This window comes from Kaistella sp. CFF1-2 (assembly GCF_059509915.1).
On the sequence record NZ_JCAKLF010000002.1, the window covers coordinates 203,975 to 229,589 of the forward strand.

The window sequence follows — 25,615 nt, forward strand, 5'->3', positions numbered from 1 at the left end:
AGTTTTGTTTGGTTAAATTTCGATTATCCGTTTACTGCTTCTACTTTCTCTACCACGTCTGGCAAAAACTGCTTCAAAATATTTTCAATTCCGTTTTTCAATGTTGCTGTTGAGCTTGGACAACCAGAACAAGCTCCTTGAAGTAGCATTCTCGCTGTTTTATTTTCCGCATCGTATTCCATTAACGAAATTTTCCCACCATCATTTTCTACCGCTGGAGCCACATATTCGTTCAGAACATCTGAAATTTTCTGCTCGATATCGGTGTATTCACGGTTGATGATTTTTTCAACTGGATTTTCGTGTTTTTGAGGTTCAATTGTAGAAACCACACCTCCACTTTGCAAATATTCTGCAATAAAACTACGAACTGGCATCATCACTTCGTGCCATTCCACTGAAAAATCTTTAGTAACCGCTACAAAGTTATCAGAAACAAAAACTTCTTGCGCAAACGCAAATTCATCCATAATTGCTTTCGCAATAGGAACTTCAGCAGCTTCTTCACGAGATTTTACCTCAACAAAACCATCAATAATCAATTCTGTTGAAACAAATTTCATTACAGCTGGATTTGGCGTCATTTCCGCATAAATTGGGAACATCTCACGCTTTTTCTGAAGATAAATTCTTGGATTCGCCAACAATTCATCTTCAATTACGTTTTTCAAACTTTCTACCACATGATCCCACTCCACCGTATCTTCTTTCGCAACCGCAATAAAATTGGCTGTGATAAAGACTTTTTGCACAAATGGATAATTGAAAAGTTCTTGAGCCATCGGAATTTCTGAAATATCAGAAGTACGGTCCAACTCAACAGAACCTGGAATCAAATTATAATCCGCTACAAATTTCATCACTTTGGGATTTGCAGTCGGTTCTATATGTATTTGTCGCATATTATCATTAAATTTGGAATACAAAAATACGGATAAGAACTCAGAAGACAGAATTTAAGATTTAGATTTTATCAATAGAACGAATATGGGTTCTTACCGCTTCAAATTCATAAAAAAAGAATCATGGCAATTATCAAAGAACTTTTAGGAAAAACACCACAAATTGGAGAAAATACGTTTATTGCAGAAACTGCAACAATTGTTGGCGACGTTACGATGGGCGCTGATTGCAGCGTTTGGTTTAATGCCGTAATTCGAGGTGATGTTCATTACATCAAAATCGGTAATAAAGTAAATATTCAGGATAACACCATGCTTCATGCAACGTACGAAAGATTCCCATTAAACATTGGAAACAACGTATCTATCGGTCATAACGCGATTGTTCACGGTTGCACGATTAAAGACAATGTTCTAATTGGTATGGGCGCGATTGTTATGGACGATTGTTTGGTAGAAGAAAATTCCATTGTGGGCGCTGGATCTGTGGTAACGCAAGGAACGCATATTAAATCTGGAGAAGTTTGGGCCGGAATTCCTGCGGTGAAAATTAAGGATATTTCCGAAGAACTTTTGGAAGGCGAAATCCAACGAATTGCTAATAACTACGTAAAATATTCGAGTTGGTATAAATAAATGGAAAATCAGTTCCCTTACATTAAAACGAAACGATTAGTACTCAATAAACCTGTTGCAGAAGATATCCCGAATCTTCTGCAACTTTTGAATACGTCTGAAATCTATTCGGAAAACACGCTAAACATTCCTTATCCTTATTTGGAAGAGCATGCTCATTTTTGGCTTCAATTGGCGGAAAAAGGACTTGAAAACCAAGAAGCCTACATTTTTGCTATTCGAAATTCTGAAACGTTAGAAATGATGGGCGCAATCGGACTTCATGTCTCTCCACAACATCAAAAAGCAGAAGTTGGCTATTGGATGGGTGAAAATTTTCAAAACCAAGGCTACATGACCGAAGCATTAGAGTCGGTTTTGTATTTCGGATTTGAAACCTTGCATCTAAATAAAATCTACGCAACGTATTTCACACACAACCCATCATCAGGACATATTCTAAAAAAAGTAGGCATGATTGAAGAAGGTATTCTGAGACAAGAATACATCAAAAACGGACATACGTTGGATGTTATTCGTCTTTCTTTACTTCGCTAACAACACCTTGATCAACAGACAATTTGGGTTGCATTAATATTTGACCATTAAAACACTGTAATTCCCCTGGTGCTTCTACAACGGAACAGTCCGACATGGCATTATTAATACGATTATATTCACTTTCAAGGGCGTTGTATTCCTGAATCAGTTTTTGCGCATCAACTTCTTTTGCGATTGGATAAGCCGTGTAAAATTGAGGCCCACCACATGATTTAGAACCAACAGGAGCAAATTTCCATAAACTAGCATCTGTACACGGTTCTTTTTTGATTTTTTCGAATTCTTGACGAATTTCAGCCATTCTTTTTTCCATTTTTTGATTCTGATTTACATTAGGACCTCCAAATTCATGACCTGGTTTTTGGGAAATATCTTTCGGAAGAGTATCCACAGTTTGTTTAGGTTTGCATGACATCATCGTTACAATTAAAAGGCTAAGAATGGAAAATTTCATAATCTAATTTTCGTTAAAGATGCAAAAATTTTGCCTTTTTTACTTTTCCTTTCCAAGTTTTTTTTGGCTATTTTTGAAACATGAACGAAACGATCTTCGATCTTGCCGAACACACGCAGAGAAGTATATTTCTTACCGGAAAAGCCGGAACGGGAAAAACGACTTTTCTCAATAATTTCATTCAAAAAACCAAGAAAAAATACATTGTTGTTGCCCCCACGGGAATTGCAGCAATTAACGCTGGCGGTGTAACCATTCACTCCATGTTTGGGCTACCGTTGCGTACATTTATTCCAACTTTAGATCGCATTGATCAGAATATGGCGAACAATATTCCAGATCTTATGCACCATTTCAAATACCGTAAAGACAAATTAAAACTCTTACGTGAAGTTGAAATTTTGATTATTGACGAAGTTTCGATGCTTCGTGCGGATGTTCTCGATATGATGGATTTTTCGTTACGTCATGTTCGCCGAAATCAGCAACCTTTTGGCGGTGTACAAATGCTTTTTATTGGAGATTTATATCAGCTTCCGCCCGTTGTTCGAGACGAATTTTTCTTGAAAAAATTCTATAATTCTCCATTTTTCTTCGACAGTTACGCTATTAAGCAAGTTCCTTTAGTTACGTTAGAATTAACGAAAGTGTATCGTCAAACAGACGAAACATTTCTTGAAATCTTAAATGCAATTCGCGATGGCGAAAAAGAAGATATCGATTTTGATAAACTTAACGAACGCTATGACCCGAATTTTAAACCAACGGATGAAGCTTATGTTTATTTAACGTCGCACAATCGAATGGCGGATGAAATCAACCAAAAAGAACTGAAAGCCTTACCTGGTAAATCCTATCATTACGATGCAAAAGTTGTTGGTGAATTTAAAGAAACGCAGTATCCCAATGAATTGATTGTTGAACTGCGAGTAGGAAGCCAAATCATGTTCATCCGAAACGATGCAAGCGGCGAAAAGAAATATTATAACGGAAAACTAGCCGAAGTTACGCGTCTTGACGAAGATGAAATTTGGGTTCGAATTGATGGCGATGATGAAGATTACAAACTAAAACAAGAAGTTTGGGAGCAAAAAGCCTATTCTTTGGATGCCGAAAAAAATATCAAAGAAGATGTTTTGGGAAGTTTTGAGCAATATCCGATTCGCTTGGCTTGGGCGGTTACCATTCATAAATCTCAAGGTTTAACGTTCGATCGATTGATTATTGATGCCGGAAAATCTTTTGCGTCAGGACAGGTTTATGTGGCACTGTCGCGTTGCCGAACTTTGGAAGGAATCGTTTTAAAATCGAAAATCACACCCGACGTTATTTTTAGTGACCATCGTGTTTATCAGTTTCAAGATTCTACCAATGCGAATGAACATGTTGATCAGATTTTACAAGCAGAAAAATTCGATTATTCTATCAAGAAAGTCCTTCGTTATGTGGATCCGAAATGGATAAAAAACAGCATTGACGAGTGGAATAATCAAGCGCTTTCATCTAAAAACATCGACAAAGAAAAGGTTAAGCAAATTTATTTTCAAACCAATAAAGAAGCGAAAAAACTGAATGAAATTTATGAGAAGTTTGAAAAAATCTTGTTGCAGAAAACCTATAAATTCACCCAAACTGGCGAAGATTGGAGGGAAATAGAAACTAAAGCCGAAGGCGCTGTCACCTATTTTCTAAAACAAATCAACGAGCATATATTTTCACCTTTTAAAAGCTTTTATGCTGAAACCAAAGGTGTAAAAGGTTTAAAACAATACAACGAAATCATCAAAACCTTGATTGATGATTTGCAGGATTATCTCACCGATCTTAAATCCGTTCACCTTCTTGACAAAGCGTTATTTGACCAAAGTCAGGACATCAAAATAACCTCAAATGTGGCAAAAGTCCCAAGTCATGTGGTTACGTATCAGCTTTTTGAGGAAGGAAAATCCATATCAGAAATAGCTAAAGATCGAGGTTTGGTTATTGAAACGGTTTTTGGACATCTTGCAAAATATGCCGAACAAGGTTTGGTGGATATCAACCGAATTATTCCAAAAGAAAATATCAAATCTTTTGAAAAAGTCTTTAAAGAACATGAATTTGAAACTTTAACAGAATGGCGAAAAGCGCTTCCGTCTCAAGTGGAATTTCATGAAATCCGATTATTGCTGAATCATTTTCAGTATCAAAAACGTAAAAAAGAAAACAAAGACTAGTTGGGAAAATCAAAACATGATATATTCCCGAAAAGTCGTTTTCCCGTCAAAATCCTATAACTTTGCATCGTTATGAAGCCATTTAAATTTTCTGTGCTTGATTTAGCACCCGTAAAACAAGGAAAAACGTACCAAGAAACGTTTAGCGACAGTTTAAATCTCGCTCAACATGCGGAAGATTTAGGTTTTGAACGATATTGGCTTGCCGAACACCATAACATGCGAAGCATTGCAAGTGCCGCAACGTCAATTCTTATTGGCTATATCGCCAATGGAACCCAACGAATTCGAGTTGGATCGGGCGGAATTATGCTTCCAAACCATTCATCACTAATTATTGCAGAACAATTTGGAACGCTCGATGGTTTATTCCCAAATCGTATTGACTTGGGCTTAGGTCGTGCGCCGGGAACTGATCAATTAACGGCTCACGCTTTGGGGAGACATATTTCCACGATGAATGACTCGTTCCCGAATCAAATTCAAGAATTGCAGCATTATTTTTCAGAAAACAATCCAGGACCTGTACATGCGTATCCAGGTCAAGGAGCGAATGTTCCGTTGTATATTTTGGGATCGAGTACCGATAGCGCTTGGCTGGCGTCAGAAATGGGTTTACCGTATGCTTTTGCTGGACATTTTGCTCCCGAACAAATGGAAATTGCGTTCACCATTTATCGAGATAATTTTAAACCGAGTCCTTATCTAGACCAGCCGTATATTTTGGCTTGTGTCAATCAAAGTGTTGGAGATTCGGATGAAGAAGGCGAATTTTTAGTAACGACCTTGTATCAAGCTTTTGTCAATATTATCCGAAACGATCGTAAGCCTTATGCTCCACCTGTGGAAGATATGGACAGCATTTGGTCGGTGCAAGAGCGTGCTTTGGTGATGCAAAAACTGAGATGGACTTTCGCTGGCTCTAAAGAAAAGGTTCGTGAAGAATTGGCTCAATTTCAAACGAAATTCCATGTTGACGAAATCATCTTCAATGCTCACATTTTTGATCACGAGGCACGAAAAAAATCGTACTCGTTATTGAAAGAATCTATTGAAGGGCTTTTCTAGCTTTTACAGAGTTAAAAACCTTGAACAAGAACTCGAAGTTGCGCTTGCATATCAACCACAACCGTTAATCCGTTTTGGCCTACTAAAATAGTTCCAGGCTTCATGCTATTCACTTTTCCAGAAAGCTTCACGCCTTTATAATAGTCTTTGTTGAACGCTTCTTCCGTCGATTTTTTTGAAAAATCTTCTAACTCAGCAGTTGGAATTCCGTATTCGTCTTGAATCATTCGGACAATTTTTCCTTGAAATAGTAACGAAGCCGTTTTATGCAGAACGTTTGCCGTTTTCAATTTAAAATGCGTTTTTGATAAAACAATTTTTCGCTTAGCTAAATCATAAACGGGAATTCCTGTAATCAAAGATTTTCCTTTTATAGCGCCTTCTGTATCAATTTCGATTTGGATTTCGTTGTTCTTTCCGCTCACTTCCATTCCGATCACTTTTACTTTTGATTTTCCTTCACGAAAATCAAATTCCTTGTTCAAAAACATTTCTTGAGCAAGTCGTGTTGCTTCCGAAAATGGAATGTTTGCCGTCGTTTGAAGGACGAAATTAGAATTCAAGTTTGGAATAAAATTAAAATTCGGAACTCGTGTGATCGGTTGCGCAGCTTCTGGTCTACTTCCTGTAAACGTTTCGGAAAAAGCATCTATACTAAATGTTACGTCGATCGCATCTTTGTAAAACTGAAGCGGACTTGCATTAACATTTACCGGAGAAATTTTCAACCATGTATTGAATGCTTCGGAAACTTGAATTGGCTGTGAAAAAGCATTCCAAGCTAGTAGAGCGGTTGGTTGAAAGTTCAACTGGCTTTTTAGTTGATCATCAATGGTCTTGCAAAATTTCAGCTGTTCTTCTTTTAAACTTTTTTCAACAAGCGTTGAAATGGGAATTTTAATTCGACCATAATCGAGAACAGGCTTGCTCACCCATTTAAAACCATTCGGCTGCGTAGTCGTAGCAATTGTCCAATTATTCATAAACTCCATTGATGTATTGAAATACATCACGGTCTCGAATGTTGTTTCCTGATAGCTGTAAACACCTAAAGTTCCCACTCCTTTTTCTGCCCAGATTTTCAAAGGAACTTCAATTAACAAATTCTGTTTCGTCCCCGATACAAATCGAATAGGTTTGGTTCGCCATACCTTAATTTTGAATTGATCGTTGTTGTTATCAGAATACGAATTATCTTCAAAAATTAGGTCTTTAACGGATGCATTTGCCATTTTGCTAATCTCCGCCAAAGGAATTCTTACAGGAACTGAAATACTCGATTTTATTCTTGGAAACACGGGACTAACGCCGTTTGAAGTTTGTCCGAAACTAAAAACCGTCAAGAACAAAACAAGAAAAAATAGGATTTTTTTCATACAAATCGTTTACTAGAAAACTTCTTCCACCTCAACGGAAGCGCCTTTCATCTCGCCAGGCATTGGTGGATTTAGTTTGGTCATTTTTATTTTTACAAACGTGATTTGAGGAAATTTATGATGAATTGATTTTAAAATTCGACCACAAACGTGTTCCATTAGTTTGGAATTCGTTTTCATTTCCTGATGTAAAATATCGTTGATATCCGCATAGCTCACTGTATGATTCAAATCATCACTATCTAACGCTTTAGAAAAATCAGTATGCAATTCTAAATTCAACAAAAAATAGGTTCCAATACAATTTTCCTCGGGTAAAACCCCGTGATATGCATAGATTTTTACGTCTTCTAAATAAATTTTTGTGGTCATGCTATAAAGCTAATAAAAACTGTTTTAAGTCTTCAAAATTAGGATTTATTTCCACAGTTTTTTTCTCTTGTTGCATTAAATTTTTAATATCTGAAGGCAAATCAATTTTTTGACCAATAGCCACCTCTACGGCATCTGGAAATTTTATCGGATGCGCGGTTTCTAAAATAAATCCTTGATCATTGGTATGCTTCTGAAGATATTGATTTAATGCCGCAAAAGCAACGGCACCATGTGGATCTAAAGCATATCCAAAATCCTGATGTACTTTTTTAATCGTTTCCCGCGTCTCTACATCAGAAACCACAAAACCTTCCAAATTATTTTTTGTCTCTGAATAATCCTGATTAAATAATTCTAAGATTCGGACAAAATTGCTAGGATTACCAACATCCATCGCGTTAGACAAAGTTGCAACAGTTTCCTTAGGAAGCAAATCTCCCGTTTGTAAATAATGCGGAACTACATCATTTTCATTGCAAGCAGCAATAAATTTCTTCACCGAAACTCCTCGTTTAGAAGCCAAAATTCCAGCACAAAGATTCCCGAAGTTCCCGCTAGGAACACAAACAACAGGATCTTCACTAAACTTCTTTTGCCATTGTTTTTTTGCTAAAACATAATACATCTGCTGCGGAAGCCACCGAGCTACATTAATTGAATTCGCCGACGTTAAAACCAATTTCTCATTCAACAAAGAATCAGCGAAAGCCATCTTAACGAGATTCTGACAATCATCAAAACTTCCATCCACTTCAAGCGCTTTGATATTTCTACCCAACGCGGTTAATTGTTTTTCCTGAACAAGACTTACTCGATTTTTAGGATATAGAATAACAACTTCAACTCCAGGAACATTATAAAAACCATTGGCTACCGCACCTCCAGTATCGCCAGAAGTCGCCACCAAAACCGTTACCTTACGCTTCTCATCTTTCAAAAAATACGATAAACAACGACTCATAAATCGAGCGCCAACATCCTTAAACGCTAATGTTGGACCGTGAAATAGTTCCAAAGAAAAAATCGAATCGGATATCTTCTCTAGTGGAATTGAAAATTCAATCGTTTCGGAAACAATTTTATACAAAACATCCTCTGGAATCTCATCGCCAACAAAGTCTCTTACTGTTAAAAATGCCAAATCTACATCCGAATAGGCATTTAAATTCTGGACAACTTCATTTGGAAAAGACGGTATTTCAGCAGGAAAAAATAGACCTTTTTGTTCGCCTTGACCTTTGATCGTTGCTTCTTTAAAACTAACGATCTCGTTTTTATTTTTTAGATTATAATAGTTCATTCTACTTTTCTACTTGAATTCCTAAATCATTAATTTTCGACACGTACACAAACTGTTTTACTCCAATTTCTTCATATTCTTGTTGCATCATTTTGGCCACACTCTCAGCGGTTTCTTTGGTTTCACTCAACATGAAAATGGATGGTCCAGAACCCGAAATTCCTCCACCCAAAGCTCCTAAATCAAGGCTTTTGGATTTTATGACCTCAAATTTCGGAATCAAAATACTGCGTACAGGCTCAACAATACCATCGTGCAAACTTCGACCAATCAAGGGAAAATCGTTTTTCAAAATTCCAGCAACCAAACCAGCGACATTCCCCCATTGTTGAACGGCATCTTTCATACTCACGTTCTTTTTGAGAATTTGACGAGCATCAGAGGTTTTCACTTCGACTTGTGGATGCACCGCTGTCACATATAAATTCGGTGAAGAAAGCGGAATCACATCCACAGGAACCGAGGATTTCACCAGTGTAATTCCCCCATAAATACAAGGCGCAATATTATCACCATGTTGAACTCCTGACGCCAATTCTTCCCCAAACATCGCATATTTTACCAACTCTTCCTTGGAAAGTAAGTCATTCAACAGTAAATTAAATCCAACCGCTGCACCAGCGGCACTTGCAGCACTCGATCCCAAACCACTTCCCGGCTTAATATTTTTCTGAATGCTAATTTTCACACCTTTGGAAAGCTTCAGTCCTTCAATCATTTTTAGTGCGACGATTCCCGCTACATTTTGCTCGGGTTGTGTTGGCAATTGAAACGCATCCAAATGCTCAATCACCACTTTTGGTTCATCTAATAATTGGAATGTCATTTCGTCGAAAGGTTCACTAAGAGCCATTCCTAGAATATCAAAACCGCAAACCATATTTGCTACCGTTGCCGGTACATTTATCTTTATTTCTTTCATTTTTATTGTTTTTTAAACGGAACGTACAACATCAGAAAACACACCACTAGCGGTAACTTCGGCACCTGCGCCTGCTCCTTTAATCACCAAAGGCTGATCTTGATAGCGCTGCGTTTTTAGGATCACGATATTATCTTTTCCATACAAATGGTATAAATCGCTGGTTGAATCAATATGTTGCAAACCAATAGATGCTTTTCCTTGACTAAAATTAGCAACGAACTTTAGTCGCTTTCCTTCTGACTGAGCATTATTCAACAAATTTTTAAAGTAACCTTCATGATTTTCTAATTCTTTATAAAAATCGGCGACACTTCCTTGCATGCAGGATTCGGGTAAAAAAGATTGAATTTCAATATCTTCAAAATTCAATTGATAACCCGCTTCACGAGCCAAAATCAAAATCTTCCGAGCGACGTCTGTTCCCGATAAATCCAGGCGCGGATCCGGCTCTGTATAGCCTTCATTTTGCGCTTGTTTCACAACCTCAGCAAATGAAATATTTCCATCATATGTATTAAATACGAAATTCATCGTTCCACTTAAAACCGCTTGAATACTCAATACTTGATCTCCACTTCGAACCAAATCATTCATCGTTCCAATAATCGGCAAACTAGCTCCTACATTGGTTTCGAAGAAGAAATTGCAATTATTATTCTTCGCCAAAGTTTTTAGTTTTTTGTATTTCGAATATTCGGAAGCAGCTGCAATCTTGTTACAAGCTACAATGTTGACGCTTTTTTGAAGTAGCTTTTCGTAAACGTCTGCAACTTGCTGACTTGCCGTTACATCTACAAACACCGCATTTCTCTTATTTCGTTGAAGGATTTCATCTACAAATTTCTCTGGTGACGCTACAAAACCATTTTCTAAAGCTTCATTTAGTTCCGAAATCGTAAATCCACGATCATGGAAATTCATCTTTTTACTATTCGAAACGCCAGCAATATTCAAATTCATTTTAAGATGTTCTTGCAAATAGGCGTTTTGACTTTGAATTTGCTCTAACAATTTGGATCCAACATTTCCCACGCCGCATAAATAGACATGAACCTGCTTGATTTCGTCGTCAAAGAAGCGTTCGTAAAGAACATTTACAGCTTTTTGAACATCTGATTTTGTGATCACTACACTAATGTTCTTTTCCGAAGATCCTTGCGCAATCGCACGAACATTAATTCCATTAGAACCTAAAGCGCTAAAGAGTTTCCCGCTCACTCCAGTTTTATTTTTCATATTCGCTCCCACCAAAGCGACAATAGAAAGGTCCCTCTCCGCATCAATTGGGTCGATTTTCTGTCTTTCCAATTCATCACGGAATTTTTCATTTAAAACTTGAATCGCCTGATCTACTTGATTTTCTTGAATCGCAATTGTGATATTATGTTCCGACGAACTTTGCGTTATTAAAACGACATTCACTTTCGCTTCACTTAATGCGCCAAAAAACTTAGCCGAAAAACCAGGAATCCCAACCATTCCGCTTCCTTCTAAAGTCAGTAAAGCCATAGAATCTAAATGCGAAATTCCCACTGCAGTATTTGAATTTTGAACATTATCTACATCTTGAATCAAAGTTCCAACTTCCGAAATAGCATTGATATTTAATATTTTTGTCGGAATGTTTTTGTCGCGTAAACCTTGTGTCATTGGCGGATAGAAAACCTCTGTACCGAAATGCGATAACTCCATCGCTTCTTGATATGATAAATATTCGATTTTTTTTGCATGAGAAACAAGAGTTGGATCAGCCGTGTAAAAGCCGGAATCACCAGTCCAGATTTGTAATTCGGTCGCGTTTATACATTCTGCAATGCAAGAAGCCGTGTAATCATCCCCGCCTTTAGGAAAAGTAAACCAGGAATCATTCTGCACAAACAAACCTCCAGGAACCACATAAATAGAATTTTCATCCGACTTTTGATATAAGTCTTTTACATAATGTGAAAGCATCTTTTTATCTAAAAGTTGCGAATCTGCTTGTATGTGGAGTACATTAACATCAAAATTAGTCACCTGAAAACCCATCGCTGAAAGATATCCGCAAACTAAATTTGCAGTTAAAACCTTACCAATTCCCAAAACTTTAGCTTTGGTTTTTTCCGTGAACTCTTCTAAAATATAAATGCTATTAATAAACTCTTCAATATCATTGAAGTTCTTTTTTACCAAGCTTAACCAACGACTTTGGTTATCTATTTTAAAAACGGTTTTAACTAAATCAAGATAAGTTTGTTCTAAGTCTACCAATTCGGTCTTAAAGCTAGGATCGCCGCTCGAGGCCTTAAAAATCATGGATGTTAATTTATCCTCGCTACGATTATATCCTGAAACAACAAGCGTTTTTGGTGTTTCTAAATCTTGTTTAAGAATTTCTTCAATGGTTGCAAAATGCTGCGCATGTACTAATGATTCGCCTCCAAATTTGAGTATCTCCATACTATTGTGTTGTAAAAATTAAATGAAAAATGCTGATTCTCTATCCAAAAGAGAATCCTAGGTCCGGAATTATATGTACATGTTTTCCCCTTTACGGGGTAATCGTAATAATCGTAGTTGAAATTGACGAAGCAATACCAAAACCTGATGGCTTGGTGTTAAAAGAAAATATGTTGCTTTGCGTCTTCATTTACTTAGCAAAAGTATAACTTTTCTCAAAAATACAATGTTAATTTCTAATAAAAATAAAAAATCTTTCCAAAAAAGGAAAGATTTCTCAAAATTCGTAATGAATTATTTAATATTTTTTGAAAGCTCTAACATGGCTTCAATAGGCTTCAATGCTTTTAATCTCAGCTCTTCTTCAATCAAAATCTCAGGTAAATCGTACTTCATACACAAATACAATTTTTCTAAAGTATTTCGCTTCATGTAGAAACATTCCGAGCAATTACAGCTCTCATCGAAAACTAAAGCTGGAATTAAGGTTTTGTGCGGCGCACGTTTTCTCATCTCATGAAGAATTCCTTCTTCTGTAGCAATAATGAACTTTTGAGAATCATCTTTTTCAACATAATTCAGCAATGCTGATGTAGAACCGATAAAATGCGCAAGATCTAATACCACAGTTTCACTTTCTGGGTGTGCAATTAATTTAGCATCAGGATTCTCAGCAAGCTGCTGCGCGATTCGTTCCATGGAGAATGCTTCGTGAACGATGCAACTTCCATCCCAAAGAATCATATCGCGACCTGTCTTCTTCATTAAATAACGTCCCAAATTTTTATCGGGAGCGAAAATAATTGGACGATCTTCTGGCAACGCTTTGATTATGGTTTCTGCATTAGAACTCGTTACAATAATGTCGCTTTCTGCTTTCGTTTCTGCATTACAATTAATATAGGTTGCAATAAGTGCATTCGGATGTTGAGCACGCATCGCGCGTAAACCTTCTCCCGAACAACCATCAGCAAGAGAACATCCAGCCAACGTATCTGGTAAAACTACCTTTTTAGTTGGATTAAGAATTTTTGCTGCTTCCGCCATGAAATGAACTCCACAAAAGGCGATCATATCAGCATCTGTATCTTTCGCTTGTCTTGCCAATTGTAAAGAATCTCCCAAAAAATCTGCAATATCTTGAATTTCTGCAGGCTGATAATAGTGCGCTAAAATCACTGCATTTTTTTCTTCTTTAAGATCCAAAATCGCTTGTACCAACGCTTCACCTTGAGGAATTTTCATATCCTCCATTTTCATATATCCGAAAACAGGAAGCTTGGCTTTTGCAATGTCTAATGTTTCTGTACTCATAGTTTATGCATTTATAAAATTTTGGATGATTGCATCGGTTTGTGATTTAGCTTCATCAAGAACTGTATTGATAATCACCTCATCAAATTGGTTTTGGTACGCTAATTCTTCTTCCGCTTTTGCCACTCTAGTTTTTATCGTTTCCGCATCATCTGTACCTCTAGAAATCAATCTTCGTTCCAATTCTTCAATAGAAGGTGGAACAATGAAAATCGATAACGCTTTCTCACCAAAATACTTTTTAAGGGCAACGCCGCCTTTCACATCCACATCAAATATAACAACTTTTCCGGCATTCCAAATGCGCTCAACTTCTTCTTTTAGCGTCCCGTAAAATTTATCTTCATAAACCTCTTCAAACTCCACAAAATGCTCTTTGGAGATACGCTCACGAAATTCATCCGGAGAAAGAAAATAATAATCTTTTCCGTGAAGCTCTTCACCGCGAGGATTACGCGTTGTGCACGAAATTGAAAATTCTAAATCGGAAAAATGCGCTAAAGCATGTTTCACCAAAGTCGTTTTCCCACTTCCTGATGGTGCCGAAAATATGATAACTTTTTGTTTCAAAACTTGAAAATCTATAAAATATTTAACGCTTGTTCTTTGATTTTTTCTAAATCGTCTTTCATCATAACCACCAATTTTTGGATGTCGGCATGATTGGCTTTAGAACCCATGGTGTTGATTTCTCGACCAATTTCCTGAGCGATGAATCCTAGTTTTTTACCATTGAACTCTTCCGTTTCCAAAACCTCTTTAAAATATTTTAAATGCTGAGTTAAACGTACTTTTTCTTCCGAAATATCAATTTTTTCTGTGAAGTACGCCATTTCTTGATAGAATCGCGTTTCATCAACATTTTCAAACTCCGCTAACGACTTTTTATAACGTTCTTTAATGGACTGCATTCTTGCTTCTTCAAACGGAATTACTTTTTCCAATTGCGAACCAATACCTTCCACTGATTTCATTAAATCGCGTTCTAAATTTGCTCCTTCCGTTTTTCTAAACTCTAAAAACCTCTCTAAAGCCGACTGAACAACAGATTGAAGGAATTCCCACTCACCACCTTGAAGTTCTTCAGGCTTTGAGCTGATGGCTTCTGGCATACGAACCGCCATCTTCAAATACTCGAATTCGGGTGCGTCATCGGCACATTCTTTCAACGATTTCATGTAGGCTGTAATCAAATCTTTATTGATTTTCACATCAGAACAATCGTCTAAAAGTTCACAATTTATAAAACAATCAACCTTTCCTCGAAGGATGGTATCGTTTAAAATTTTTCGAATTTCAAATTCTTTTTCTTTGTATCGAACAGGTACTCTGATATTTAAATCGAATGATTTGCTGTTAAGCGATTTAATCTCTACACAAATCTTTTTTCCTTCGTAAATCCCTTCGCTTCTTCCGAAGCCGGTCATGGACAAAATCATAGGCTTTTTGATAATAAGTACAAAAGTACGCATTTCGAAAAACACTGAAAAATCGGATTGAATAAAGTAACTTAAGCTAGATTACGACACGGTTTTTGATTCCATTTTTTTAAAAACAGGTTCGTTTTTTTCATTTTTCTTCAGTTTTTAGTACCTTAGCCTACCTAGGAAAAACCATACACAATGAAAATTAGGAAAATAATGGGTATTGCATGCGTTGCAGCCTTAAGTCTAGCAAGTTGTAAAAAAGAAGCTTCTATTGAAAGTACAACAACGACAGATTCAGTACAAGCGGGAGATTCTGCAACAATGGGGCCTCAAGAAAACCCCAATGCTTTTTCGGTAGAGCCTATCCAAGACCAAGTGGAGCCTGGGAAAACAGTTTTCACCCAAAACTCAAAAACCTTAATTTCATTTGACACACGTTCAAATTCAGGAATTATCAATATTGACGGGCAAAATATTCCTTTAAAAAACTTGAGTTTCCAAGAAAATCAGTACGAAATATCGGGTGATGATATCAAAATTAAAGCAGAGAACGGAAATTTTGATGAAATGACAAGCGATTGTACGTATGGCGCTTTTCCTAAAATCACGATAGAATACAAAGGGCACCAAGTGGAAATACACAATATTAAAGTTCAGGATTGCCCAAGTTATTAAACAAAATTGCTAAATAGTTACCATTTAGATTCAGTAAGTATTCAAATTGAATCTGGATTGACATTCTAAAAACCCGACGGGTCGTAAAAAAATGATACAAAAGGAGTTGGTAAAAACGAAAGAAAGCCAAAACGAATTTTTGGAATTTCCAGCACGTTTATTTGCGGGTGATAAAAACTACATTCGACCTTTAGATAAAGACATTGAAGAAGTTTTCGACCCTAAGAAAAACAAAGTTTTCCGGAACGGAACCTGCGAACGCTACCTCTTTAAAGATGAAAAAGGAAAAACCGTAGGGAAAGTGGCGGTTTTTGTTAATGAAAAATATGCACAGAAAATCCCAACCGGTGGATTTGGTTTTTTTGATTGTGTAAACGATCCCAAAGTCGCCAACTATATCTTTGATTTTTGCAAAAATTGGCTTCAAGAAAAAGGAATGCAAGCTATGGACGGACCCATTAATTTTGGAGAACGTGATAAATTTTGGGGCTTACTTATTGATGGATTTCAGCCGCCGTTGTATGCGATGAATTACAATCCACCCTATTACAAGGAATTGTTTGAAGGGTATGGATTGCAAATTTATTTCAACCAGTTGTGTTACAGCCGAGGAATTCACGCGGACGTTTCACGAGTTTTTACGGTCATGCACCGAAAATACTCCAACAATCCAAGTATCAAAGCCGTTCCGATGAAGAAAAACAACCTGGAAAAGTTTGCAAAAAATTTTACAGAAGTTTATAACAAAGCTTGGGCAAGTCATGGTGAAGGCAAAGAAATGGAAGAAGCGAAGATGTTGAAAATGTTTAAAACGATGAAACCCGTTCTGAACGATCATATTTCGTGGTTTGTTTATGAAAATGATAAACCTATCGGCATGTGGATCAATATTCCGGATTTGAATCAATGGTTTAAATATTTGAATGGAAAATTCGGTTTATGGCAAAAACTAAAGTTTCTTTGGGTGAAAACTTTCACAAAAAACACCAAAATGGTAGGTTTGGTTTTTGGAATTGTTCCCGAATGGCAAAAGAAAGGCGTTGATGGATATATGATTTGGGAAGGTACACAACATATTCGCAAGCATACCGATTTCATTGATACCGAATTGCAATGGATTGGAGATTTCAACCCGAAAATGACGCGAATTGCAGAGAACTTAGATACCGAAGTTACTCGAAAATTAGCAACATACCGCTATCTTTTCGATCCAAATAGTGAATTCGAACGTCACCCTATATTATAAAAAAAAGATGCTTTTCAGCATCTTTTTTCTATTTAAAAAACCTCGCGGCCAATTTTCAAAATGTTATCACTTTTTCCCATCGAATAAAAATGAAGCACAGGAACGCCAAAATCTAAAAGCTCCTTGCACTGTGCAATCGACCATTCGATACCCACTTGACGAACATCTGCATTCGTTTTGCACTTCATAATTTCCTTGATTAAAGCTTCAGGAAAATCAATTTTGAATACTTGAGGTAACAACTGAAGGTGACTTAAAGTCGCTATAGGCTTAATTCCTGGAATAATTGGAACATCAATTCCGTATTCGCGAGCTTGCTTTACAAATTCAAAATATTTCTGATTGTCAAAAAACATTTGAGTAACCACATAATCGGCTCCGTTATCCACTTTTTTCTTCAACATTTCCAAATCATACTTCATGGAAGGTGCTTCAATATGTTTTTCTGGATAGCCGGCAACGCCAATGCAGAAGCTATTTTGCTCCTCACAATCAATCTGCTCACCGTGCAAATATTTTCCTTTTCCTAAATCTTGAATTTGAGCCACCAAATCGGAAGCATATTGATTTCCGCCCTTGCTTGCTTTAAAATATTTTTCGCCTTTCATCGCATCGCCACGCAATGCCATAATATTTTGAATCCCCAAATACATACAATCCACCAAAAGATATTCGGTTTCTTCCTTTGTAAAACCTCCACACAAAACGTGCGGAACCGTATCTACATTGTATTTATGCTGAATTGCGGCGCAAATACCAAGCGTACCAGGACGCATTCTGGTTAATTTTCGCTCCATCAAACCATTTCCATGTTCGATAAAAACATACTCTTCGCGAGACGTTGTCACATCGATAAACGGAGGATTAAACTCCATTAAAGGATCGATGTTTTTGTATAAATCGGCAATACCTACGCCTTTTTGTGGCGGGACAATTTCAAAAGAAAATAATGTTTTGCCATCGGCATTTTTTATATGATCCGTAATCTTCATAGTTCTGTTTTCGTTCTTACTATTTATTTAAATACCGTTTACCAAGTTCGGTGCAAGCCATTTTCTCGCTTCTTCTAAAGGCATGTTTTTACGTGTTGCGTAGTCTTCCAATTGATCTTCTTCAATCTTACCCAAACCAAAATATTTTGCTTGAGGATTTCCGAAGTAATATCCAGAAACCGCTGCTGTAGGCCACATTGCTAAACTTTCCGTTAAAGTCACTCCAATCGTTTCATCCACATTTAGAAGTTCCCAAATCGTTGATTTTTCGGTATGATCTGGACACGCTGGATATCCTGGTGCCGGTCGAATTCCTTTATATTTTTCAGCAATTAAATCTTCATTACTCAAGTTTTCTTGCCTTGCATAACCCCAAATTTCTGTACGAACTTTGTGATGTAAAAATTCGGCATAGGCTTCTGCTAAACGATCCGCCAGGGCTTTTACCATAATTGCGTTATAATCATCGTTTGCATCTTCGTAGTGTTTTGCTAATTCATCCGTTCCAAATCCCGTAGTCACACAGAAAGCTCCAACATAGTCGGTTTTTCCTGTTTCTTGAGGCGCAATGAAATCTGCCAAAGCCAAATAGTATTTACCTTCGGACTTTTTCAATTGTTGTCTCAGTGTTCTGAATGTAAATTCTTTACCTTCATTTTCAAGTAAAATATCGTCATCATGAACTGAATTTGCAGGAAAAATACCGAAAACCGCTTTCGCTGTTAACAGCTTTTCATCGATGATTTTATTTAACATTGCTTTTGCTTCTTTAAATAACTCACGAGCTTGTTCGCCCACAACTTTATCGTCTAAAATCTGCGGATATTTTCCATGCAAATCCCAGCTTCTAAAGAAAGGCGACCAGTCGACGAACGGAAGTAAATCTTCAAGATTTTGATCTTGAATCACTTGAACTCCAATTCGTTTCGGTTTTACAATTTCGGTTGTATCCCAATCAATTTTAAATTTTTGATTACGCGCATCTTCAATGCTGATGTATTCTTTGACGATTTGACGATTTAGAAATTTTTCTCTAAAATCTTCGTAATCGGCTTTTAAATCTAAAGTATATGCATTTGATTTTTCCTTATTCAAAAGTGAACTAACGACGTTCACCGCTCTAGAAGCATCGTTTACGTGAACAACGGTATTTTTATATTTTGGATCAATCTTCACGGCGGTATGCGCTTTGGAAGTCGTCGCACCACCGATCATTAGAGGAAAATTTAAATTTTGTCTTTCCAATTCGGCAGCAACATGAACCATTTCATCCAAACTCGGTGTGATCAAACCACTCAATCCAATAACATCAACATTTTCTTCAATCGCCGTTTGAATAATTTTTTCGGCAGGAACCATCACACCAAGGTCGATGATTTCATAATTATTACAACCCAAAACCACGGAAACAATATTTTTTCCAATATCGTGAACATCGCCTTTCACCGTTGCCATCAAAATTTTCCCATTTGCAGGCCTTGACGAGTCTTTTTCGGCTTCAATAAATGGTTGCAAATAAGCTACTGCTCTTTTCATTACACGAGCCGATTTAACCACCTGCGGAAGGAACATTTTTCCACTTCCGAAAAGATCACCGACAACGCCCATTCCGGTCATCAAATTGACTTCAATAACCTCAAGCGGTCGAGAAGCTGATTGTCGCGCTTCCTCGACATCTTCTTCGATAAAACGATCGACACCTTTAACCAAGGCGTGTGTAATTCTATCTTGCAAAGGTTGTTCGCGCCACGCAAGATCTTCAACTTTCTCCTTTTTAACAGATTTATGCTTTTCAGAATAATCTAAAAGTCGTTCGGTAGCATCTTCTCGTCTGTCTAACATCACGTCTTCCACCAGCTCTAAAAGCTCTTTTGGAATTTCGTCATAGACTTCCAACATCGTAGGATTCACAATTCCCATATTCATTCCCGCTTTGATCGCATGATACAGAAAAACGGAATGCATCGCTTCACGAACGGTGTCATTTCCACGGAAAGAAAAGGAAACGTTACTCACACCGCCACTTACAGAGACGTAAGGCAGGTTTTCGCGCACCCATTTTGTTGCTTCAATATAATCAATTGCGTTGCGACGGTGCTCGTCCATTCCTGTTGCTACAGGGAAAATATTTAAATCGAAAATAATATCCTCAGCGGGAAAATCAAGTTGATTCACCAAAATATCATAGGAGCGTTTTGCGATGTCAATTCGACGTTGATAGTTATCCGCTTGCCCAACCTCATCAAACGCCATAACAATTACTGCTGCGCCGTATCTTTTGATTGTTTTCGCATGGTGAATAAATTCGGCTTCGCCTTCTTTTAAACTTATGGAATTCACCACAGGTTTTCCTTGTACTACTTGCATTCCCGCCTCTAGAATCTCCCATTTAGAAGAGTCAATCATGATTGGAATTCGAGCAATATCGGGTTCGGACGCAATTAAATTCAAAAATTTAACCATCGATTCTTTACCATCAATCAATCCATCATCGAAGTTAACATCGAGAATTTGAGCGCCTCCTTCCACTTGATTTCTGGCGATGTCCAACGCTTCTGAAAATTTTTCTTCTTTCACCAAGCGTAAGAATTTCTTGGATCCAGCAACATTGGTACGTTCGCCAACGTTGATAAAATTACTTTCAGGAGTAATAATCAATGGTTCTAGACCAGAAAGTTTTAAATATTTCATTTATCTTTTTAAAAGTCTGTTTTTTTTTAACATGAACAGACTTCTCTAGTCTGTCACATGGTTTCCTCTAACACTTCCCCTATGGAAGTCGCATTGGTTTTCAGCAAGTCATAATGCATTCCCAAAGCGGTGAAAAGAGGATATTGTTTGTATCTAAAATTATGTTCGTGCGCAAATTTTTTAATCTCATCTGTAATCTCATGATAGTATTCGTAGCTATAATTCGGGAACAGATGATGCGCCACATGATAATTAAAATTCCCCAACACAAACCGAACGAATTGATTATGCTCTTTCAAATCGTTGGTGACTTCAAACTGATGTTTGAGCCAGCTGTGTGGCAAATGATTCTCTTTATCGAGAAGTGGAAAATCATTTTCCGGCAGTGGATGCAGCGGTAACAAAACAAATAACGCAAACGAACTTGCGACAATGATTTGCAAAAACCAAGCTCCCAAAGCCAGTTTCCATGAAACCCCAAAGAACAAAATAGGAACTCCGATTTGGTAGAAAAAGTAAAATGCTTTGTACAAAACCATTTTCACTTTCTCTTTCGTTGCAATTTTTGATTGGGTTTTCTGAATAACTCTACCCTCATCAAAAAAATCTCGAAAATCTCGAATAAACATCCAATTGAACAGATATAAAGGATAGACAAAAATAAAAAACCAATGTTGAAATTTTTGTACACCCCGAGGTCCGCCGTATGGATAAATTTTCAAAAGTCCACTTTGCTCAATATCCGTGTCCCAACCATCCACATTTGGATAGGCATGATGACTCGCGATATGCCTTCTCTCCCATATAAAACTGTTGGCTCCTATAAAATCAAAAATCTTGAGAACAGCTTTATTGTATTTTCTATTTTTAAATATATTGTTGTGAGCTGCTTCGTGAACTAAGTTCAGATAAATAAGCACTAACAAAATGCCCATTGCTACGAAACTAGCCACATAAACCCCTACATTTTGCGAATTGAAAATCGCTACCAAATACGACGCTAAGTATAATGCTGGAAGCAAAAAAACTTTGATGCGTATGATCTTGTCTCGATCTTCAGGAATGGCTTCCACCCGTTTATTCACACGAGCTCGAAGTTCATTAAACAGCTGCGTATCTTCTTGATTCTTATTGTAAATCGGCTTTTTCATTTTCGCAATCTTGTATGGTTTCCTAACAAAAATACGAATGAAATCCTAAATACAAAATGCTATTTAATCCAAATTTTCTGTCACTCCAATTGGTCGCGGCGCATAGTCTTTTGCTAAAACGGCTAAAGCACCAATATGCTCCGGCGTTGTCCCACAACAGCCACCAATAATGTTAATTAAACCTTTCTCCATATATTCTTTCACCTGATCCGCCATCTGTTCTGGCGTTTCGTCGTATTGTCCAAACGCATTTGGTAAACCCGCATTTGGATACGCAGAAATTGCGAAATCAGAATGTGCCGAAATCGCTTCTAAATACGGTGTTAATTGTTTTGCTCCCAAAGCACAATTGAAACCAACACTTAGCAAATTCAAATGCGAAACAGAAATCAGAAAAGCCTCTGCCGTTTGTCCGCTTAACGTTCTTCCTGATGCATCTGTAATTGTTCCTGAAACCATAATCGGAATCTGAATTTTACGTTCATCTTGAATTTGGTCAATGGCAAAAAGCGCTGCTTTTGCATTCAAGGTATCAAATATCGTTTCTACCAAAAGAATATCTGAACCACCATCCAAAAGCGCTTCCGCTTGTTGTTTGTACGCCAAACGAAGCTCGTCAAACGTAATCGCGCGATAGCCAGGATCATTAACATCGGGACTCAAACTCGCCGTCTTATTCGTAGGTCCCATAGAACCCGCAACGAAACGAGGCTTATCTGGATTTTTAGCCGTAAACTCATCGCATACTTCACGTGCAATTTTAGCCGATTCGTAGTTCAGTTCATAAACCAATTCTTCCATGTGATAATCCGCCATCGCAATGGTTGTCCCGGAAAAGGTATTGGTCTCCAAAATATCCGCTCCTGCTTCCAAATACTTTCTGTGAACCTCGGCAATTGCCTGTGGTTGCGTCAATGAAAGCAAATCATTATTTCCTTTAACGGGCGACGCCCAATCCTGAAAACGTGTTCCACGATAATCTTCTTCTTCGAATTTGTATCGCTGAAGCATCGTTCCCATCGCACCGTCCAAAATCAAAATTCGATTGGATAGCGCTTCATATAATTTTTCTGAATTTTTCATACGAATCTTCTTTTTAAAAATTCTACGGCTTAATCTAAAGCTTGTTTTAGATCAGCAATAATATCATCTACATGCTCCAAACCAACGGAACAACGTACCAAACCAGCGGTAATTCCCACTTCTTCTCTTTCTGCATCTGATAACTTAGAATGCGTAGTTGATGCAGGATGCGTAACAATCGTTCTCGTATCTCCAAGATTGGCAGAAAGTGAACACATTTTAATTTTATTCAAAAAATTTCGGCCACCTTCAATACCTCCTTTCACTTCAAAAGCAACGATATTTCCTCCTAATGTCATTTGCTTTTTAGCAACTTCGTACTGCGGATGCGAAGGTAAAAACGGATATTTCACCAAATCAACATTTGGATGGTTTTCTAAAAACTCAGCAACTTTAAGCGCATTTTCGCAATGCTTTTCAACTCGAATAGCTAGCGTTTCTAAACTTTTACTCAAGACCCAAGCATTAAAAGGCGACATCGCAGGACCTGTGTTCCGTGCAAAAAGATAAATTTCACGAATTAAATCAGCTCTACCAACGGCAACACCGCCTAAAACACGACCTTGACCATCAATCAATTTAGTTGCGGAATGTACCACGACATCTGCTCCAAATTTAATTGGTTGTTGTAAATAGGGCGTCGCAAAACAATTGTCAACAATAAATAGCAAATTATGTTTCTTCGCAATAGTTCCAAAATATTCTAAATCCAACACCTCAATCGCAGGATTGGTCGGTGTTTCAAGATATAAAATCTTGGTATTGGGTTGAATTAAACTTTCAACCGTATCTGCATTTTCTGCTTTGAAATACGTAGTTTCAATATTCCATTTTGGGAAATATTTCGTGAACAACGTGTGTGTCGAACCGAAAACCGATTGACAACTTACAATGTGATCACCTGCATTTAGCAGAGCTGCAAATGTCGAGTAAATAGCCGCCATTCCCGTTGCGAATGCATAACCCGCTTCGGCACTTTCCATTTGTGAAATTTTATCTACAAATTCCGTCACATTTGGGTTCGAAAATCGGCTATACAGGTTTTTATCTTTCTCTTCTGCGAAACTGGCACGCATATCTTCCGCATCTTCAAAAACGAAGCTTGACGTTAGATACAACGGTACGGAATGCTCATCAAACTGCGTTCTTTCCGCTTGCTGTCTGATGGCATTGGTTTCAAAATGATTGGTTTTCTTATTTTCCATTTTCAATTTTCGATTTCTGAAATTAGCTCAGAAAACGTGTTTTTTATTTCAATTTATTTTTAAATCGTTTCGCTTAAACGTAGAATATCTCCAAAAACGCCACGAGCCGTAACTTTCGCGCCTGCGCCTGCTCCCATGATTACGATTGGATTCTCACCATAACTTTCGGTGTAAATCTCGAAAATCGAATCAGAACCCTTCAATTGACCTAAAGCCGAATTTGCAGGAACAGAAACTAATTTCACATCCAAAACCCCTTTGTCTTGGCTTAAATCTCCATGAAGATCACCCACATAACGCAATACGTGATCTGGTTTTTGATTTTCTTTTATCGACTTATATTCGGTATTCAACTCATCCAAACGACCGATAAATTCGTCTTTTGGAATTTCCAATAAATTCTGTGGAATCAAATTTTGAATATTAATATCCGAAAACTCATTAATCAAATCCAATTCACGAGCAAGAATCAACAGTTTTCTCGCAACGTCGTTTCCAGAAAGGTCTTCACGTGGATCTGGCTCGGTGAATCCTTTTTCCATCGCTTCGCCAATAATCGTGGAAAACACCTCGTCACGAACAGAAAAATTATTAAAAATATAACTTAACGAACCAGAAAATACACCTTTAATTCGAGTGATATTTTCTCCTGATAAGTGTAATAATTTAATCGTATCAATTAACGGTAAACCAGCGCCAACATTGGTTTCGTACAAATAATGTTTCTTGTTTTTATTTAAAATTTGACGGAAGTTTCTGTATTTCGCAATGGGCAAAGTATTGTAAATTTTGTTGGACGAAATCACATCAAATCCGTTTTCTACAAACTCATCGTAATTCAAAACAAATTCTTTACTCGCCGTATTGTCCACCATCACAAGGTTTTCTAGATGATGTTCTTGCGCGTAAGCGATTAAATCTTGAATATTAAACTCATTCTGCGAATAGTTAATTTTTTGTCTCCAATCACTTCCAAAACCCGCTTTATTCAAAGCCATTTTTCGTGAATTTGCAATGGCTACTACCTTTAAATCAATTCTCTTTCGATTCAAAATATCGTGTGCCGAATCTAAAATTTGCTCCACTAAAGTTCCACCAACATTTCCGTGACCAATTAACGCTAAATGAACCGCTTTTGGCTTTCCGAAAATTTCGGTTTCAATGATGTTTTTAGCAAGTTCCGTTTGATTTTCGGTAACGACAATATTCACACGTCCGGCTGAAGCCACCTGATTCAACAATAACGGGTAAATTTTATGACGTTGAAGCTCCGACAAAATTTTCGAATAATTATCCGAAACAAAGCCAATAACCGTCAATTGATGAATACTGTAAATCCCACTCACCACGCCTTGGTTGTTTTCTTTTAGGAACTCGTCCTTCAAAACTTGGACGGCTTTTTCGGCATCGCTCTCATCAACGAGTACAGAAATCCCGTTTTCAATCGCCTGTTGTGAGATCACTCCGACGCTAATTCCTCCTCCATTTAAAGCATTAAAAATTCGAGAATCGACGCCTATTTGTCCAAGGAAATCTTTTCCTTCAAAATTCACCAAAGCCTTGTTTCTGTATATATTGATTGTGTTCTTTTCTGACATAA

At 37.4% G+C, this 25,615-nt stretch carries 22 protein-coding genes; 6 read left to right on the plus strand and 16 right to left on the minus strand.

Annotated features, from left to right (window positions below; translation table 11 throughout):
• Positions 1–23: 23 nt before the first annotated feature.
• Complete coding sequence (locus AC5XHR_RS06065) at positions 24–902, minus strand: NifU family protein (RefSeq protein WP_495949890.1); 879 nt, start codon at positions 900–902, stop codon at positions 24–26.
• Positions 903–1,025: 123 nt separating this feature from the next.
• Here AC5XHR_RS06065 and AC5XHR_RS06070 point away from each other — a divergent pair, with 123 nt between their 5' ends.
• Together AC5XHR_RS06070 and AC5XHR_RS06075 are read left to right on the plus strand one after the other, a co-directional pair.
• Positions 1,026–1,538 carry a gamma carbonic anhydrase family protein gene (locus AC5XHR_RS06070; protein WP_495949891.1) on the plus strand — a complete coding sequence of 171 codons (513 nt, stop codon included), beginning with the start codon at positions 1,026–1,028 and terminating at the stop codon, positions 1,536–1,538.
• Positions 1,539–2,075, plus strand: coding sequence for a GNAT family N-acetyltransferase (locus tag AC5XHR_RS06075; RefSeq protein WP_495949892.1), 537 nt, complete (start codon positions 1,539–1,541; stop codon positions 2,073–2,075).
• Here AC5XHR_RS06075 and AC5XHR_RS06080 read toward each other — a convergent pair.
• On the minus strand, positions 2,050–2,532 hold the full coding sequence (locus AC5XHR_RS06080; protein WP_495949893.1) for a hypothetical protein: 483 nt from the start codon (positions 2,530–2,532) through the stop codon (positions 2,050–2,052). The genes AC5XHR_RS06075 and AC5XHR_RS06080 overlap by 26 nt on opposite strands.
• 80 nt (positions 2,533–2,612) lie before the next feature.
• On the opposite strand from AC5XHR_RS06080, the gene AC5XHR_RS06085 reads away from it, so the two are divergent.
• The gene (locus tag AC5XHR_RS06085) at positions 2,613–4,748 is read left to right on the plus strand and encodes a helix-turn-helix domain-containing protein (RefSeq protein ID WP_495949894.1); all 2,136 of its coding nucleotides are present in this window, start codon (positions 2,613–2,615) and stop codon (positions 4,746–4,748) included.
• 72 nt (positions 4,749–4,820) lie between these two features.
• On the plus strand, positions 4,821–5,816 hold the full coding sequence (locus AC5XHR_RS06090; protein ID WP_495949895.1) for an LLM class flavin-dependent oxidoreductase: 996 nt from the start codon (positions 4,821–4,823) through the stop codon (positions 5,814–5,816).
• An 11-nt stretch (positions 5,817–5,827) separates the two neighbouring features.
• On the opposite strand, the gene AC5XHR_RS06095 is transcribed toward AC5XHR_RS06090, so the two are convergent.
• From AC5XHR_RS06095 to AC5XHR_RS06130, 8 genes are all read right to left on the minus strand, one after another.
• A complete protein-coding gene (locus tag AC5XHR_RS06095; RefSeq protein WP_495949896.1) occupies positions 5,828–7,192 on the minus strand; it encodes a DUF4403 family protein in 1,365 nt (454 codons plus the stop codon).
• A 12-nt stretch (positions 7,193–7,204) separates the two neighbouring features.
• On the minus strand, positions 7,205–7,564 hold the full coding sequence (gene folB / locus AC5XHR_RS06100) for a dihydroneopterin aldolase (RefSeq protein WP_495949897.1): 360 nt from the start codon (positions 7,562–7,564) through the stop codon (positions 7,205–7,207).
• Position 7,565: 1 nt separating this feature from the next.
• Positions 7,566–8,867 carry a threonine synthase gene (gene thrC / locus AC5XHR_RS06105; RefSeq protein WP_495949898.1) on the minus strand — a complete coding sequence of 434 codons (1,302 nt, stop codon included), beginning with the start codon at positions 8,865–8,867 and terminating at the stop codon, positions 7,566–7,568.
• Between the two features lies 1 nt (position 8,868).
• On the minus strand, positions 8,869–9,789 hold the full coding sequence (locus AC5XHR_RS06110; protein ID WP_495949899.1) for a homoserine kinase: 921 nt from the start codon (positions 9,787–9,789) through the stop codon (positions 8,869–8,871).
• A gap of 12 nt (positions 9,790–9,801) precedes the next feature.
• Positions 9,802–12,231 carry a bifunctional aspartate kinase/homoserine dehydrogenase I gene (gene thrA, locus AC5XHR_RS06115; protein WP_495949900.1) on the minus strand — a complete coding sequence of 810 codons (2,430 nt, stop codon included), beginning with the start codon at positions 12,229–12,231 and terminating at the stop codon, positions 9,802–9,804.
• Positions 12,232–12,525: 294 nt separating this feature from the next.
• Entirely contained in the window at positions 12,526–13,545 is a 1,020-nt protein-coding gene (gene nadA, locus AC5XHR_RS06120; protein WP_495949901.1) for a quinolinate synthase NadA, read from the minus strand.
• Positions 13,546–13,548: 3 nt separating this feature from the next.
• A complete protein-coding gene (gene gmk, locus AC5XHR_RS06125; RefSeq protein ID WP_495949902.1) occupies positions 13,549–14,115 on the minus strand; it encodes a guanylate kinase in 567 nt (188 codons plus the stop codon).
• A gap of 11 nt (positions 14,116–14,126) precedes the next feature.
• The gene (locus AC5XHR_RS06130; RefSeq protein ID WP_495950496.1) at positions 14,127–14,984 is read right to left on the minus strand and encodes a YicC/YloC family endoribonuclease; all 858 of its coding nucleotides are present in this window, start codon (positions 14,982–14,984) and stop codon (positions 14,127–14,129) included.
• 183 nt (positions 14,985–15,167) lie between these two features.
• On the opposite strand from AC5XHR_RS06130, the gene AC5XHR_RS06135 reads away from it, so the two are divergent.
• Both AC5XHR_RS06135 and AC5XHR_RS06140 read left to right on the plus strand, forming a co-directional pair.
• Complete coding sequence (locus AC5XHR_RS06135) at positions 15,168–15,647, plus strand: hypothetical protein (protein WP_495949903.1); 480 nt, start codon at positions 15,168–15,170, stop codon at positions 15,645–15,647.
• Positions 15,648–15,738: 91 nt separating this feature from the next.
• A complete protein-coding gene (locus tag AC5XHR_RS06140; protein WP_495949904.1) occupies positions 15,739–16,893 on the plus strand; it encodes a hypothetical protein in 1,155 nt (384 codons plus the stop codon).
• A 32-nt stretch (positions 16,894–16,925) separates the two neighbouring features.
• Here AC5XHR_RS06140 and metF read toward each other — a convergent pair whose 3' ends face one another.
• From metF to AC5XHR_RS06170, 6 genes are all read right to left on the minus strand, one after another.
• On the minus strand, positions 16,926–17,885 hold the full coding sequence (gene metF / locus AC5XHR_RS06145) for a methylenetetrahydrofolate reductase [NAD(P)H] (protein ID WP_495949905.1): 960 nt from the start codon (positions 17,883–17,885) through the stop codon (positions 16,926–16,928).
• 27 nt (positions 17,886–17,912) lie between these two features.
• Positions 17,913–20,576, minus strand: a complete 2,664-nt coding sequence (gene metH / locus AC5XHR_RS06150; protein WP_495949906.1) for a methionine synthase — start codon at positions 20,574–20,576, stop codon at positions 17,913–17,915.
• 53 nt (positions 20,577–20,629) lie between these two features.
• Positions 20,630–21,727, minus strand: coding sequence for a fatty acid desaturase family protein (locus AC5XHR_RS06155; protein ID WP_495949907.1), 1,098 nt, complete (start codon positions 21,725–21,727; stop codon positions 20,630–20,632).
• A 63-nt stretch (positions 21,728–21,790) separates the two neighbouring features.
• The gene (locus AC5XHR_RS06160; protein WP_495949908.1) at positions 21,791–22,810 is read right to left on the minus strand and encodes a homocysteine S-methyltransferase family protein; all 1,020 of its coding nucleotides are present in this window, start codon (positions 22,808–22,810) and stop codon (positions 21,791–21,793) included.
• 29 nt (positions 22,811–22,839) lie between these two features.
• On the minus strand, positions 22,840–24,015 hold the full coding sequence (locus AC5XHR_RS06165) for an O-succinylhomoserine sulfhydrylase (protein WP_495949909.1): 1,176 nt from the start codon (positions 24,013–24,015) through the stop codon (positions 22,840–22,842).
• 59 nt (positions 24,016–24,074) lie between these two features.
• Positions 24,075–25,613 (minus strand): ACT domain-containing protein, encoded by a 1,539-nt coding sequence (locus tag AC5XHR_RS06170; RefSeq protein WP_495949910.1) that lies wholly within the window; start codon positions 25,611–25,613, stop codon positions 24,075–24,077.
• Positions 25,614–25,615 lie beyond the last annotated feature (2 nt).

Coding starts and splice junctions, on each gene's coding strand:
- thrA (WP_495949900.1), bottom strand. CDS start 12,231: ATGGAGATACTCAAATTTGGAGGCGAATCATTAGTACATGCGCAGCAT.
- AC5XHR_RS06160 (WP_495949908.1), bottom strand. CDS start 22,810: ATGAAAAATTCAGAAAAATTATATGAAGCGCTATCCAATCGAATTTTG.
- AC5XHR_RS06090 (WP_495949895.1), top strand. CDS start 4,821: ATGAAGCCATTTAAATTTTCTGTGCTTGATTTAGCACCCGTAAAACAA.
- AC5XHR_RS06155 (WP_495949907.1), bottom strand. CDS start 21,727: ATGAAAAAGCCGATTTACAATAAGAATCAAGAAGATACGCAGCTGTTT.
- AC5XHR_RS06140 (WP_495949904.1), top strand. CDS start 15,739: ATGATACAAAAGGAGTTGGTAAAAACGAAAGAAAGCCAAAACGAATTT.
- AC5XHR_RS06130 (WP_495950496.1), bottom strand. CDS start 14,984: ATGATTTTGTCCATGACCGGCTTCGGAAGAAGCGAAGGGATTTACGAA.
- thrC (WP_495949898.1), bottom strand. CDS start 8,867: ATGAACTATTATAATCTAAAAAATAAAAACGAGATCGTTAGTTTTAAA.
- AC5XHR_RS06065 (WP_495949890.1), bottom strand. CDS start 902: ATGCGACAAATACATATAGAACCGACTGCAAATCCCAAAGTGATGAAA.
- metH (WP_495949906.1), bottom strand. CDS start 20,576: ATGAAATATTTAAAACTTTCTGGTCTAGAACCATTGATTATTACTCCT.
- AC5XHR_RS06135 (WP_495949903.1), top strand. CDS start 15,168: ATGAAAATTAGGAAAATAATGGGTATTGCATGCGTTGCAGCCTTAAGT.
- AC5XHR_RS06075 (WP_495949892.1), top strand. CDS start 1,539: ATGGAAAATCAGTTCCCTTACATTAAAACGAAACGATTAGTACTCAAT.
- AC5XHR_RS06165 (WP_495949909.1), bottom strand. CDS start 24,015: ATGGAAAATAAGAAAACCAATCATTTTGAAACCAATGCCATCAGACAG.
- AC5XHR_RS06095 (WP_495949896.1), bottom strand. CDS start 7,192: ATGAAAAAAATCCTATTTTTTCTTGTTTTGTTCTTGACGGTTTTTAGT.
- AC5XHR_RS06085 (WP_495949894.1), top strand. CDS start 2,613: ATGAACGAAACGATCTTCGATCTTGCCGAACACACGCAGAGAAGTATA.
- metF (WP_495949905.1), bottom strand. CDS start 17,885: ATGAAGATTACGGATCATATAAAAAATGCCGATGGCAAAACATTATTT.
- nadA (WP_495949901.1), bottom strand. CDS start 13,545: ATGAGTACAGAAACATTAGACATTGCAAAAGCCAAGCTTCCTGTTTTC.
- AC5XHR_RS06080 (WP_495949893.1), bottom strand. CDS start 2,532: ATGAAATTTTCCATTCTTAGCCTTTTAATTGTAACGATGATGTCATGC.
- AC5XHR_RS06070 (WP_495949891.1), top strand. CDS start 1,026: ATGGCAATTATCAAAGAACTTTTAGGAAAAACACCACAAATTGGAGAA.
- AC5XHR_RS06170 (WP_495949910.1), bottom strand. CDS start 25,613: ATGTCAGAAAAGAACACAATCAATATATACAGAAACAAGGCTTTGGTG.
- folB (WP_495949897.1), bottom strand. CDS start 7,564: ATGACCACAAAAATTTATTTAGAAGACGTAAAAATCTATGCATATCAC.
- AC5XHR_RS06110 (WP_495949899.1), bottom strand. CDS start 9,789: ATGAAAGAAATAAAGATAAATGTACCGGCAACGGTAGCAAATATGGTT.